Genomic DNA, 13,024 nt, shown 5'->3' on the forward strand with positions numbered 1-13,024 from the left:
CCCCGCCGGTTCAGCGAGAGATGAGCGAGTCGAGGGCCCGTTGGGCGCGGGGGGCGTGCAAGGGTGAGAAGTTGGGGTTGGTCCGCAGCGCATCGGTCAGCGCGGCGGCGGCCTCATCGGTGCGGCCGAGCGCCGCGAGGATCATGCCGCGGTGGTAGGCGAGGGCGGCGCTGCGCCAGCCAAGGGCGGCTGCGCGGTCGGCATAGCCGATCGCCTCGTCGTCGCGGCCTGCCTTGTGCAGCGCCCAGGCGAGACCGTCGGCGGTGAGGATGCTCTGGCGGCGGTCGAATTCCAGCCGCGCCAGCCGCACCGCTTCCACGGGGTCGCCGTGGTCCGCGGCGAGCAGGGCGGCGTCCAGGTACTCGGTGGCTCCCTGCTCTTCGAGTCGCCGGAACTGGTCGGAGACCTCCCGATACTTTGCTGCTGCCGCATCGGGTCGACCCGCGGAGTCGAGCAGCTCGCCGAACTCGATCAGGTACTCCGGCAGTGGCGCCCTGGTGGTCAGTGCCGTGTATTGCGCGATCGCCGGTTCGACGTCGCCGCGGGCGGCGAGCACCTTGGCCATGCCCTGCTGCAGTGCGACGTTGTCGGGGTTCGCCAGAATGCCGGAACGGTACTGGCTTTCGGCCTCGTCCAGGTTCCCGGTGTTGAACGCGAGTTCGCCGAGGTGGTAGCGGCAGAAGGCGATCTGGTCCACCGTAGTGGCGGCGGCGAGCGCCATCTGTAGCGCCTCCCGGGCGTCGTCGGTGCGGCCGCGCAGTTCGAGGTCGTAGGCGGCGCGGGTGAACGACGGAACACCGGGACGCAGGTCGAGCATCCGTTGCACAGCCGCGGTGGCGGCGTCGGCCTCGCCGAGTTGGGTCAGCGCGTCGATCAGGATGCCGTAGACGTCGGCACTGTTCGGCCGCAGCATGAGGGCTTGTTCGGCGTGGCCGCGAGCGGCGGTGAAGTCGTGCAGGGCATTGGTGAGTGCGCCGAGCCCGATCAGCGCTTCGGCATTCTCGTCGGGCTTCAGCTCCAGCGATCGATCCAGCGCCCGCTGCGCCTGGCCGTAGTTCTCCGGGTCGCCGGTGATGCGGGCCAATTCGACGTAGGCGGCGCCGAGCGCGGCCCAGCCGGTCGCATTGCCCGGCACCCGGTCCAGTTGCCCGCGCATCTGCGCGATCTGCGCAGCCAACGGATCGGCGGGGATCGGATCGGTGGTCGATGATTTCTCCGGCAATGCTGCGGTCGTCCCCACAATGACGGCGATCAGCCCGATCAGGAGGAGTGCGAGCACGGGCTTGCGGCGCACACGGGAAAGTATTTCGGACATGTCGAGACCTCGAGTGGTGCGGGATGGAATGGAAGTTGGTGATCGCCAGGTGGCGGGATCGGATCTGGGGCGGTCCCGCCACCTGGGCCTGGATATCAGGCGCTCGGCGGGGTGAGCACCGTGGACCGGCTCGTCCGGCGTCGCCTCAGCAGCCAGCCACCGCCGACGATCAGCGCGGCGGCGCTGGCACCGCCTGCGGCGATCGGCATCCAGGGCATACCGTCGTCGCCCTGTGGCGCTGCGGCGGGTCCGGTTGCGCTGGTCGACTGCCCAGGCGCGGTCGCGCCCTTCGCCGGTAGCGCGACATAGGGGAAGGTGCTGGAGAACGACGCGTCGTTGGCATCGACCTTGTCCCCGGTAGCAAGCGCGTCGACGAGCTTGCCGGTCTGCGCCGCGCCCTCCACGGCCTGCAGCGCGATATCGACCACGTCGTCGGTCAGACGCCGACCGTTGGGGAATCCCTGCAGGTCACCGCCGAGTACGCCGAGCCGGTTCGGCTGAGCCGTCAGCGGCACCGACATGTTCAGCCGCAGCATCTCCGACGGCCGGAACGCCGCGGAATTGGCATCGGCGTTGAGGATCTGCGAGTTCAGGTCGGCCTGGATGGGCGGCGCGCTGCCGTCCAGCGTCGGCGCCTTCTTCGCGATCCCGGTGAGGAAGATCTCCACCAGGTCGTTGCGCGGGGTGGCGGGTGCGGGCACCTGGTAGATCGACTCGATCAGCCGCGGCAGCTCTGGTTTGGTGACCCGCTCGACCACCTGGGGAACCCCGGCGTCACCGACCGGCTCCAGTCCGTTGAACGCGTCTTTCAGCCCAACCGGGACGACCACCTCGTTGACGAGCGGATTGCCGAGGCGCGACACCTGCACCGACGCACCGACCGGCATGGCGGCGCCAGGACTGAGCTGCAGCGTGCGGCGCTCGGTGTCACTCCACACCCCGATCACCGGGTTGCGCGCCGGGTCGCTCTTCAGCGCGAGATCGCGCATCGGCACCTGCAGCACAACGGTGTTGACGTTCTTCCCGGCGAGCGTGTCGGTACCGACCTCGGACAGGTCACCGCCGTACAGCAGGTCGAACACCCGCAGGTCGAGGAAGAACGGGTCCTCCGCGGCGCCGGCGTACACGGTGCCGCCGCCCGGCAGATTCTCGGTTGCCTGCTTGCGCAGCTCGCCGTAGTCGGGCATCGAGGCAGACCCGGTGTACGACGGAGCTGCCTGGCCGTGCGCGATCGGTCGCCAGTCGTTCGCGCCGTGGCTGACCGACACGGTGTAGTTCTGGCGGAACAGCAGGTTCTCGTCGCTCAGCGCGGTGACCGGCCCGTTGTTGTAGAGGAAGGTGGCGGCGCCGCGCCGATCGTCGGTCGTGAAGGTGACGCGATAGCTGATGTCCGGCTTCGCGTTGCCATCGTTGTCGATGTTGATGTCGTAGTTGGCCTCGGTGGCCCACGGGTAGAAGTTCGGGCCGCCGTCGGGCTCCTGCAGGCCGAACCAGTTGGCGACGATTGTCACTGTGTCGGGCTTGTCCGGGCTGACGAACGCATAGACGTCGGTGTTGTCCACCGCGGGATCGGCGGCGATCAGCGGGGCCTCGCGGTGGCTGGAAGCGCCGGCGGTCGGCAGCGCGAGACCGCCCACCGTACCGCTCAGCACAGTGGCACCGACAGCTATCAGGGCGCCGGCGGCGCGGTGTCGAACGCCTGGCTGAGCCGATGATCGGGACATGGGATTTCCTTCGATAGGCGTAAATAACGGTGCAGCCAATGGTCGACGCTCGACCTGCCCGGCCACATCGGTCGATCGACCTATCCCCGACACGACCGAGCGCGACATCCATTCGACGAATTGCGAATGACGCGCTGCCATGGGGCGAACTACCGTGGGAGGGTGACGATCCCGCCCGCCTCCATCCGGGTCACCGAGGTTCTCGCCGCGCTGTCGCTCACGACCGACCTCGCGACCGGGGCGCCGTTCGAGAAGGGCTTGGCGACCTGCCTGGTGGCCACCACCCTCGCGGAACGGATCGGCTTGGACGAGGCGGACCGGCGGACCGTCTTTCACGCGGCACTGCTCGGCGCGGTCGGCTGCACCAGCCGCGCCTCGGAGAACGCGGCGTCGTTCGCCGACGACATCGCCTTCCAGCGGGCCTACCACGTGCTGGATCCGGGTGATACGCCGATCTTCGCGGCGCAGCTGGCGCAGTTCGGCTCGTGGGCGCCCGATAGCAAGACACTGCTGCGGGACCGGTTCGTCACGACAGCGCCGAGGCAAGCGGCTTCAGCAGTCCGGTCGGTGTGCGAAGTCAGCCGTGCCCTCGGTCCCCGTCTCGGGCTGCCGGAGGCGGCGGTGGTGGCGCTCACCGAGGTGAAGGAGCGTTGGGATGGCCTCGGCGCACCGCAACGGCTCCAGGGCGAGGCGATTTCGCTGACCGGGCGGATCGTGCATGTCGCCGAGCAGGCGGTGCTCGCCGCTGCCGAGCGGGGCCGTGATGGTGCGGCGGCAGAGCTGCGGCGACGGGCCGGCGGGCATCTCGACCCCGAACTGGTGGCTGTGTTCACCGCCGACGAGGACGCCGTATGGGACTGCCTCGACGTGCCGGACGTGCTCACTGCCGTGGTCCACGGGGAACCCGGCCTGCCATTGCGCATCAAGCCCGGCGAGCGGCTCCAGCTGTGTCTGGCGCTGGCGATCGTGGTGGATCTGAAAGGCCGCTGGCTGCTGGGGCATTCGGGGCATGTCGCCGATCTCGCGGGCGGGGCGGCGGAGCTGTGCGGGATGGACCCCGGCGATCGCGACGCGCTGCGCGCTGCGGCACTACTGCACGATATCGGGCGCATGGGTGTGTCCAGCGCGATCTGGGATCGGCCCGGCCCGCTCGGGCCCGGCGACTGGGAACGCGTTCGGCTGCATACGTATTGGACCGAGCGGGTACTGAGACGCTGCCCCGGGCTGGCCGATCTTGCCGACACCGCCGCCGGTCATCACGAACGCCTCGACGGCAGCGGCTATCACCGGGGCATCCGGGGGCGTGACCTCGCCAAGCCCGCGCGGATCCTTGCCGCGGCCGATGTTTTCGCGGCGCTCACCGAGCCGCGGCCGTACCGTCCCGCCTTCTCCCCTGACGCAGCTGCCCGAGAACTCCTGGACGCCGTCTCGGCGGGAAACCTCGACCGGGAGGCATGCGCCGCGGTGGTGGAGGCGGCCGGATTGCGCAAGCCGCGCACCGACTTGCCCTGCGGACTCACCGAACGCGAACTCGACGTGCTGCGGCTGGCCGCCCGAGGACTGTCCAACCGGCAAATCGCCGCCGAATTGGTGCTGTCCGAGCGCACCGTGGGCCACCATCTCGCGCATATCTACGACAAGACCGGCCGGCGCACCCGCGCCGGGGCCGCGGTCTTCGCAATGGAACACGGTCTGCTGCCGGAATAGGCGCAATTGGCCGCGGAGAAGTGAATCCTTTCGGGATTTCGCGCCTCTGATGTTCGTGTCAGCACGTCTGCTGGCACGCGAGAGGGAGGTTGTCGTGATCATTGCCGTTGTTGTCGTGGGTGTTGTACTGGTGTGTGCCTGCAGTGTCGCCGTGCTGCGCAGGAAGGGGCGGACCCGTGGTTGACACGACCTGGCCGGACGCGGCCGTGGTTGCTTCGGCGCGCGACGGTGACATCGGATCCATCGCCGCGCTGGTGTCCGGCTCGCATCCGCATGTGCGCCGATTCGCCTACTCGCTGTGTGCCACACCGGAGGACGCCGAGGACGCCGCGCAGGAGGCGTTGATCGTCCTGTATCGCAAGATCGGCACCTTGCGCGCTTCGGGTGCGCTGGTGTCGTGGATGTTCCGCATCGTCCGCAACGAATGTCTGCGGCAGTTACGGCTGCGTGGTCGGCAGATCGAGTCTCCGCCGGACTGCGCCGTGTCCTCTGCCGAGGAGCAAGCAATCCGGGCCTGGGAGACCGAGCGGGTGGCCGCTGCCATCGCGGCGCTGCCGGAGGACCAGCGGCGGGTGTTGATCATGCGCGACGTTCAGGGTTACAGCGGACGAATGGTTACCGATCTGCTCGGCCTGAGTACCGCGGCCATGAAGTCGCGGCTGCACCGGGCCAGGGCCGCGGTCCAGCGCAGCCTGCGGGATATGTCCGAGCCGGGCGAGGAGGGGCCGTGACCGACGAGAACGGCTTCGCCAGCGCGTCCGTGCCGCGCCATCTGCTCCGCGGCCTGGTCGGATTCGGCGCCCTGCTCGCGGCGGTCGCGCTGTATCCGCTGGCAGGGTTCGTGAGCTTGCTGCTGGTGCCGGTCGGAATGGTCGCGCTGCGTGGCTGCCCGACCTGCTGGGCTATCGGCCTCGTCCAGACGACCTCGCGTGGCCGCTTGCGGCAGACCTGCGTCGACGGGCGTTGCACGCTGGTCGGCGCCGGTAGTCGAGGCGACTAGAGCGGTCGCCCATCGCACGGGCGGAGCCGGTCTGCTAGCCGCGGTTCCTCGCCGGGCGGTTGGTGGCGGCGCGGCGCTCGGCTTCCTTCGCTTTGATGCGTGCGTTCTCCGCGCGGACCGCGGCGTAGCTCGCACGTTCGCGAAGCAGCCATTCCGGCGGGTCGGCGAGCAAGGCGCCGATTTCCTCGGCGGTGAGGGTCTCGGCGACCTGGGCGCGGGCCAGACCGGCGTTCGAGACGCCGAGTTTGCGGGCCAGTACGTCGCGCGGGAACGGGCCGGCGCGGCGCAGTTCGGTGAGCCATTCGGGTGGATCGTTTCGCAGCGCGTCGAGTTGGGCGCGGGAGATCGGCGCGTTGCGGAACTCCTCGGGCGCAGCCGGAAGGTAGATGCCGAGCTTGTTCGCCGCCGTCAACGGCTTCATAGTCTGCGATTTCTGTTCCGGTCTCACTGATGCAGCCTAACGGGCGCAGTCGGCCGGGGTTCGTCCGCGGCCCGTGGGCCGAGCGAAGGCGACGCGGCCGGCGGTCGCGACGGCCAGATGTAGAGCGTGCGGGCCGGGGTTCCCCGAGGTAGCCGATCCGGCGGCCCGGGTGGTCCCGATCGGACAGTGGCATACGCTTCCAGGAGTGAGCCGGTTGGAGTCGATCGATGTCGTGCGTTTGCGCTGGTTCGTCGCGGTCGCGGAGGAATTGCATTTCGCGCGGGCGGCGAACGCGCTGCGCATCTCGCGTCAGAAGTTGAGCCAGACCATCATCGACCTGGAAAACGAGCTCGGGACAAAGCTTTTCGTGCCCGGCGCGCAGCCGACCCAGCTGAGCGATGACGGGCGGGAGTTCCTGCAGCGGGCGCGGGCGATTATCGAGCGCGCCGAGTCCGCGCCTGACGAGCAGCCGCAGCCGCGTGCGGTACTTCGGGTGGGTTTCGTGCCCGGCGTCACCGTCTCGAAGTGGACGAGGATTTGGGGCGAGCGGTTCCCCGAGACCCCGCTCGAGGTCATCGCGCTGGCGCAGGCCGATCAAGAGGTGGCGCTGCGCGAGGGCCGGGTCGACATGTGCTTTGTCCGGCTGCCGATCGATCGGGACGGTATGAGCGCCATCCCGCTCTACCGGGAGATCCCGGTCGCCGTGGTACAGAAGGAACATCCGATCTCGGTGTTCGACGAGGTGCGCTCGGCGGATCTAGCCGACGAAACCCTCCAGGACACCTCTGATATCGACACGGTCGCCGGTGCGCTGGAACTCGTCGCCGCTGCGGGTGGGGCAGCAATAGTGCCGCATTCGCTCGCCCGCCTACACCACCGCCGCGACCTCGTCTACCGCACGCTGGTCGATGTTCCCGAGACGGAAATCGCCCTGGCCTGGCCCGCCGACCACACCACGGATCTCGTCGAAGACTTCATCGGTGTGGTGCGCGGCCGCTCCGAACGCAGCTCGCGCGCCACGTCCCTCGCGAAGAACGCGGAGCCGCAGAGGAAGTCCCCGGCCAAGCGCACAGGTGGCCGCCCGAACCCGGCGAAGAAGAAGCCGGCCCGGCGACGCGGGCGGTAGTCGGGATCCGTCTCGTGCGGTAGTCGCGGTAACTCGTCCTGATCGGCGGCGCGAACCAGACGGGTCCGCGCCGCCGGGCGATCAGCCTTTGCAGACCCGGTTGAGTTCGTTGGTCGCGGTGTCCATGCTGGGGACGCTGTCGTCGGTGAGGGCGCGCGCGTACCCGGCGATGGCCTCCTTCTCCGCGCCTTCGGCGTCGATGGCCGAGAGCTTGGTGGCGAGGGACTGCTGCACGGTCGGGTCGAGGTTGCCGCCCGACTCGTCGATGGCGGCGTTGATCGCATCGATGGCGGCGGCGCATGCGGGTGACTGGGCGTAGGCGGGCGCCGCGGGCAGCAGGAGCAGGGAGCCGATCGCGCTCGCGGTGAGAAGGGCGGCCGAACAGGTCTTGATCATTACGTCCTAAGAATCGTGGGAACCGAAACCGAGGCCGGTGACCCGGCTGGGACACCGACTTCGGACGCACACGGTACCGGGACGCGGCCGCCGGTACAGGACGAAGGAAATTGTGCGAGAAGACTTTTCGTAGCGCGGAACTAGCGCGGCCTGCGCTGCAACCAGGAATCGCGGATCAGGACGCCCACGATCGCGACGGCGAAGCCGACGAGGAAGATGTTCTCGATCTGGCCGCTGTGGTTGCCGACCAGCATGGCCAGCAGGATCAGCGCGACGATCCAGCCCGCGATCCGGAAGGTGCGCCGCGACTCGCCGCTCCAACCCCAGGCGGCGGAGGGAACTTCGGCGGGGTCCACGTGAGTGACGATGCCGCGCTCGGTGTCGGCGTGTTCGAGTTCCGTGGCGGCCACGATCGCTCCTTAGCTGTTTCCTGTACCGGATTCCGGTACGCACTCGATGAGCTACGCCGCATATCGTGACATACGACGGTGCGTCGTTGTAAGCCGGCCGTCGAACGCGCTTTCGGCGGTAGGACAGAATGAAGCCGTGTCCGACATCGTCAGAGTCCTGTTGCTGGGCAGTACCGGATCCATCGGTACCCAAGCACTCGAGGTGATCGCCGCCAATCCCGACCGCTTCGAGGTGGTCGGACTCGCCGCGCGCGGCGGCAACACCGAACTGCTCGCCGCGCAGATGGCCGCCACCGGCACGCGCAATGTCGCCGTCGCCGATCGGTCCGCCGCGCGGCAGCTGGACCTGACCCTCGGCGGTGCCGGGGCGGTGACCGAGCTGGTGCGGCGCACCGAGGCGGACGTCGTGCTCAACGCCCTGGTCGGCTCGCTCGGACTGGAGCCGACCCTGGCCACCCTCGAGTCGGGTACCCGCCTGGCCCTGGCGAACAAAGAATCCCTGGTCGCGGGCGGCTCCCTGGTGACACGCGCCGCCGCCCCCGGCCAGATCGTCCCGGTCGACTCCGAACATTCCGCGCTGGCGCAGTGCCTGCGCGGCGGGCGTGCCGATGAGGTCGATCGCCTGGTGCTGACCGCGTCCGGCGGCCCGTTCCGCGGCTGGACCGCGGATATGCTCGAATCGGTCGACCCGGCCGAGGCCAAGGCGCATCCCACCTGGTCGATGGGCCTGATGAACACGCTGAACTCGGCCTCCCTGGTGAACAAGGGGCTCGAGCTGATCGAGACGCATCTGCTGTTCGGCGTCCCCTACGACCGCATCGACGTCACCGTGCATCCGCAGTCGATCGTGCACTCGATGGTCACCTTCACCGACGGCTCGACGCTGGCCCAGGCCAGCCCGCCGGACATGAAGCTACCCATCGCACTGGCCCTCGGCTGGCCGGACCGGGTGCCCGGCGCCGCTCCGGCCTGCGATTTCGGCACCGCCGCCACGTGGACGTTCGAGCCGGTCGACAACGAGGTCTTCCCGGCCGTCGAGCTGGCGCGCGCGGCCGGGCAGGCGGGCGGCAGCGTCACCGCGGTCTACAACGCCGCGAACGAGGTGGCGGTGCAGGCGTTCCTGGACGGTGCCATTCGCTTCCCGGAGATCGTGCGGACGGTGGCCGCCGCGGTCGAAGCGGCCGAGCGGTGGCGCGCCGAGCCGGACTCGCTCGACGAGGTTCTCGCCGCCGACTCCTGGGCTCGGGAATTCGCCGCCGCCCGGGTCCGCGGCTGACCTGGTGACCGGATCGGACTCGCGCCGCGACCGCGTCCTGGCACACTGAACACACAGGGTCGGCAGGTGTCCGGTTAGGGTGATCAGAATGCTCGCGGCCAGGAGCGGACGCGTGCGTGCGGGATATTCGAGCTGCGCAAACGCAGGAGGGCTGTAGAGCAAATGGTGTTCGCGTTGGGATTCGTGCTGTTCGCGCTCGGCATCACGCTGTCGATCGCGCTGCACGAATGTGGGCACATGTGGACCGCTCAGGCGACCGGAATGAAGGTGCGGCGCTATTTCATCGGTTTCGGGCCGCGCATCTTCTCCTTCCGCCGCGGCGAAACCGAGTACGGCTTGAAGGCGCTCCCGCTCGGCGGCTTCTGCGATATCGCGGGCATGACGGCGCTGGACGAGCTGCGCCCGGAGGAGCTCGACCGCGCCATGTACCGCCAGGCCACCTGGAAGCGACTGCTGGTCATGTCCGGCGGCATCGCGATGAACTTCGTGCTCGGCTTCATCCTGATCGTGGTGCTCGCCGTGGGCTGGGGGCTGCCGAACCTGACCGAGCCACCTGCCACCGCGCTGGGCGAGATGAGCTGCGTGCCGCAGCAGAATCCGGATGCTTCGACCGTGCCGTGCACCGGCACTGGCCCTGCGCAGCAAGCCGGATTGCAGCGTGGTGACGTCGTCAAGGAGGTGAACGGCGTCAAGGTGGACACCTGGAAGCAGTTCCAGGCCGAAACCCAGAAGCAGAACGGCCCGTTCACCTACGTCGTCGAGCGTGACGGCCGGACCCTCACCATCCCCGTCACCCCGGAGCGGGTGATGCGCTACCCCGAGGACGGCGGCACGGGACGCGAGGTCGGCGCCGTCGGCGTGGCACCGGATCGCTACGAACCCGTGCAATACGACCTGTTGGCCGCGATCCCCGCCGCAGGGGTGTTCACCGGGGACATGTTCGTGCGCACGGTGGACTCGCTGGCTCAGATGCCCGCCAAGGTGTCCTCGCTGTGGGTCGCCGTCACCGGCGGCGAGCGGGATCCGGAGACCCCGGTCAGCGTGTACGGCGCCAGCAAGATCGGCGGTGAGACCGCGGAACGCGGCTATTGGAATTTGTTCATCCTGGTGCTGGCCAGCCTGAACTTCTTCCTCGGCGTCTTCAACCTGCTGCCGCTGCTGCCGCTGGACGGCGGCCATATCGCGGTGGTGATCTACGAGAAGATCCGCAACACCATTCGCGGCTGGAAGGGCCTGGCACCCGGCGCGCCGGTGAACTACTTGAAGCTGCTGCCGGTGACCTACGTGTTCGTGGTGATCGGCGGGGCGTACATGCTGCTCACCCTGGCTGCCGACATCGTCAATCCGATCAGGCTGTTCTGACCGGGGTCGGCGGCCGAGGGACGGGGTTCGCGACGTAGTCTGTCGCGGTCGGCAGGGGAAGCGTTGTCGCTGCTGTCACAGGGTGGCCGAGGTGCGCCACGGCTAGACTCGGCACCGAATGGGCCGGACACGACGAAAGTAGGCAGCCGAAGGTGACCAGCACAATCGGATTGGGGATGCCGACCGCTCCCGCGGCCGTGCTCGCTCCCCGGCGCAAGACCCGCCAGCTGATGGTGGGCGATGTCGGGGTCGGCAGTGATCACCCGATCTCGGTGCAGTCCATGACCACGACCAAGACGCACGATGTGAACGCCACCTTGCAGCAGATCGCGGAGCTCACCGCCTCGGGCTGCGACATCGTGCGGGTGGCCTGCCCGCGTCAGGAGGACGCGGACGCGCTGGCCACGATCGCGCGGAAATCGCAGATTCCGGTGATCGCCGATATCCATTTCCAGCCGCGCTACATCTTCGCGGCGATCGACGCCGGGTGCGCCGCGGTGCGGGTCAATCCGGGCAACATCAAGGAGTTCGACGGCCGGGTCCAGGAGGTCGCCAAGGCCGCGGGCGCCGCCGGAATCCCGATCCGCATCGGCGTTAACGCCGGTTCGCTGGACAAGCGAATGATGGAGAAGTACGGCAAGGCCACCCCGGAGGCGCTGGTCGAGTCGGCGCTGTGGGAAGCGAGCCTGTTCGAGGAGCACGGGTTCGGCGACATCAAGATCTCGGTCAAGCACAACGATCCGGTGATCATGGTGGAGGCGTACCGCCAGCTGGCCGCCCAGTGCGACTACCCGCTGCACCTGGGTGTCACCGAGGCGGGTCCGGCGTTCCAGGGCACGATCAAGTCGGCGGTGGCGTTCGGTGCGCTGCTGTCGGAAGGCATCGGCGACACGATCCGGGTGTCGCTGTCGGCGCCGCCCGCCGAGGAGGTCAAGGTCGGCGGGCAGATCCTGCAGTCGCTGAACCTGCGCCCGCGCAAGCTGGAGATCGTCTCGTGTCCGTCGTGCGGGCGCGCTCAGGTGGACGTGTACACCCTGGCCAACGAGGTGACCGCGGGTCTGGAGGGCATGGAGGTGCCGCTGCGGGTCGCCGTCATGGGCTGTGTGGTGAACGGGCCGGGCGAGGCGCGCGAAGCCGATCTGGGTGTGGCCTCCGGCAACGGCAAGGGCCAGATCTTCGTCAAGGGCGAGGTCGTCAAGACCGTCCCGGAGGCGAAGATCGTCGAAACCCTCATCGAAGAGGCCATGCGCATCGCCGAGGAAATGGGCGAGGACGCGGGCGCCGGCGAACCGGTCGTCACGGTCGGCTGAGCAAAACGCGCCCGACCTGGGCTTTCGGCATAGCGATACCGCATGGCGCCGGTTCGTGGCAGGCTGTCACCGTGCGGAGTCTGCTGGAGCCGGCGCGACGGGCCAAATATGCCCCTGCGCGGCAGCTCGCGAATCGGGATCTGGCGCAAGTCCTGCGGGTGCTGGATGCCGATCCGGTGGCCTCGTGCATGGTCGCCGCCCGGCTACAGGAGTTCGGTCTGGACACTCGGTGCGGCCAGGGCGAGCTGTGGAGCAGGGGCGGTCCGGCGGAGTCGCTGTGCTTCTCGGGTGCGAATCTGGTGCCGCTGCTGGGTGACCGAGACGCTTTGCGCGCGTTCGCCGACCGGGCGGTCCGCTGGCCGCGCGTCTGTTCCTCGGTGGTGGGCCGCAGAGAGCTGGCTTTGCCACTGTGGGAGATGTTGGCTGTTCACTGGGGCCCCGAACGGGAACTGCGTGGGGAACAACCACTGCTCGCGCTTGCCCAGCCGCCGCTGGCCACGCCCGACCCGGCGGTGCGCCGGGTGCGTCCAGCCGAGCTCGATCGCTACCTCTCGGCCGCGATCGACATGTTCATCGAGGAGGTCGGTGTCGATCCCCGGGCCGCCGACGGCGGGCGCGGCTACCGTCGCCGCATTCAGAGCCTGATCGAATCCGGCCGCGCCTGGGCCCGTTTCGAGGACGGCGAAGTGGTCTTCAAGGCCGAGGTCGGCTCGTTGTCCCGGCGCACCGGCCAGATCCAGGGGGTCTGGGTGCATCCGGACCATCGGGGGAAGGGCCGCGGCACGGCGGGCACCGCGGCGATCGCGTGCGCGGTGGTCGCCTCCGGCCGCACCGCCAGCCTGTATGTGAACGACTACAACCGGATCGCTCGCCGCGCCTACAGCCGGGTCGGGTTCCGGCAGATCGCGACCTTCGCCACCGTCCTCGTCGACTGATCGCGCACGCAGGTGCGGCGAATTCCGGAGTGCCGCAGGCGT

At 69.0% G+C, this 13,024-nt stretch carries 13 protein-coding genes; 8 read left to right on the plus strand and 5 right to left on the minus strand.

What is annotated here, in order from left to right:
- Positions 1-10: 10 nt before the first annotated feature.
- Both OHA40_RS25590 and OHA40_RS25595 read right to left on the minus strand, forming a co-directional pair.
- Positions 11-1,315 (minus strand): tetratricopeptide repeat protein, encoded by a 1,305-nt coding sequence (locus OHA40_RS25590; RefSeq protein WP_330229410.1) that lies wholly within the window; start codon positions 1,313-1,315, stop codon positions 11-13.
- A gap of 95 nt (positions 1,316-1,410) precedes the next feature.
- A complete protein-coding gene (locus tag OHA40_RS25595; protein WP_330229411.1) occupies positions 1,411-3,039 on the minus strand; it encodes a DUF4331 domain-containing protein in 1,629 nt (542 codons plus the stop codon).
- A 162-nt stretch (positions 3,040-3,201) separates the two neighbouring features.
- Between OHA40_RS25595 and OHA40_RS25600 the strand changes: the two genes are divergently transcribed.
- The 3 genes from OHA40_RS25600 to OHA40_RS25610 all read left to right on the plus strand — a co-directional run bounded on the left by OHA40_RS25600 (position 3,202) and on the right by OHA40_RS25610 (position 5,746).
- Positions 3,202-4,746 (plus strand): HD domain-containing phosphohydrolase, encoded by a 1,545-nt coding sequence (locus OHA40_RS25600; RefSeq protein ID WP_330229412.1) that lies wholly within the window; start codon positions 3,202-3,204, stop codon positions 4,744-4,746.
- A gap of 176 nt (positions 4,747-4,922) precedes the next feature.
- Positions 4,923-5,477: an RNA polymerase sigma factor gene (locus tag OHA40_RS25605; protein ID WP_330229413.1), complete on the plus strand. Its 555-nt coding sequence runs from the start codon at positions 4,923-4,925 to the stop codon at positions 5,475-5,477.
- Positions 5,474-5,746 (plus strand): hypothetical protein, encoded by a 273-nt coding sequence (locus OHA40_RS25610; RefSeq protein ID WP_330229414.1) that lies wholly within the window; start codon positions 5,474-5,476, stop codon positions 5,744-5,746. Before OHA40_RS25605 ends, OHA40_RS25610 begins: the two co-directional genes overlap by 4 nt.
- Before the next feature lie 34 nt (positions 5,747-5,780).
- Here OHA40_RS25610 and OHA40_RS25615 read toward each other — a convergent pair whose 3' ends face one another.
- Positions 5,781-6,167, minus strand: coding sequence for a DUF5997 family protein (locus OHA40_RS25615; protein ID WP_330229415.1), 387 nt, complete (start codon positions 6,165-6,167; stop codon positions 5,781-5,783).
- Positions 6,168-6,240: 73 nt separating this feature from the next.
- Between OHA40_RS25615 and OHA40_RS25620 the strand changes: the two genes are divergently transcribed.
- A complete protein-coding gene (locus tag OHA40_RS25620; protein WP_330229416.1) occupies positions 6,241-7,293 on the plus strand; it encodes a LysR family transcriptional regulator in 1,053 nt (350 codons plus the stop codon).
- A gap of 81 nt (positions 7,294-7,374) precedes the next feature.
- Here OHA40_RS25620 and OHA40_RS25625 read toward each other — a convergent pair whose 3' ends face one another.
- Complete coding sequence (locus OHA40_RS25625) at positions 7,375-7,689, minus strand: hypothetical protein (RefSeq protein WP_330229417.1); 315 nt, start codon at positions 7,687-7,689, stop codon at positions 7,375-7,377.
- Between the two features lie 140 nt (positions 7,690-7,829).
- A complete protein-coding gene (locus OHA40_RS25630; protein ID WP_330229418.1) occupies positions 7,830-8,099 on the minus strand; it encodes a DUF2631 domain-containing protein in 270 nt (89 codons plus the stop codon).
- 136 nt (positions 8,100-8,235) lie between these two features.
- On the opposite strand from OHA40_RS25630, the gene dxr reads away from it, so the two are divergent.
- The 4 genes from dxr to OHA40_RS25650 all read left to right on the plus strand — a co-directional run bounded on the left by dxr (position 8,236) and on the right by OHA40_RS25650 (position 12,982).
- On the plus strand, positions 8,236-9,375 hold the full coding sequence (dxr, locus tag OHA40_RS25635) for a 1-deoxy-D-xylulose-5-phosphate reductoisomerase (RefSeq protein WP_330229419.1): 1,140 nt from the start codon (positions 8,236-8,238) through the stop codon (positions 9,373-9,375).
- Positions 9,376-9,537: 162 nt separating this feature from the next.
- Positions 9,538-10,737, plus strand: a complete 1,200-nt coding sequence (locus OHA40_RS25640) for a M50 family metallopeptidase (protein ID WP_330229420.1) — start codon at positions 9,538-9,540, stop codon at positions 10,735-10,737.
- Between the two features lie 152 nt (positions 10,738-10,889).
- Complete coding sequence (gene ispG, locus OHA40_RS25645; RefSeq protein ID WP_330229421.1) at positions 10,890-12,047, plus strand: flavodoxin-dependent (E)-4-hydroxy-3-methylbut-2-enyl-diphosphate synthase; 1,158 nt, start codon at positions 10,890-10,892, stop codon at positions 12,045-12,047.
- 71 nt (positions 12,048-12,118) lie between these two features.
- Complete coding sequence (locus tag OHA40_RS25650) at positions 12,119-12,982, plus strand: GNAT family N-acetyltransferase (RefSeq protein ID WP_330229422.1); 864 nt, start codon at positions 12,119-12,121, stop codon at positions 12,980-12,982.
- Positions 12,983-13,024: the final 42 nt, after the last annotated feature.

Origin of the sequence: Nocardia sp. NBC_00508, assembly GCF_036346875.1 — a bacterium.
Lineage (GTDB): Bacteria > Actinomycetota > Actinomycetes > Mycobacteriales > Mycobacteriaceae > Nocardia.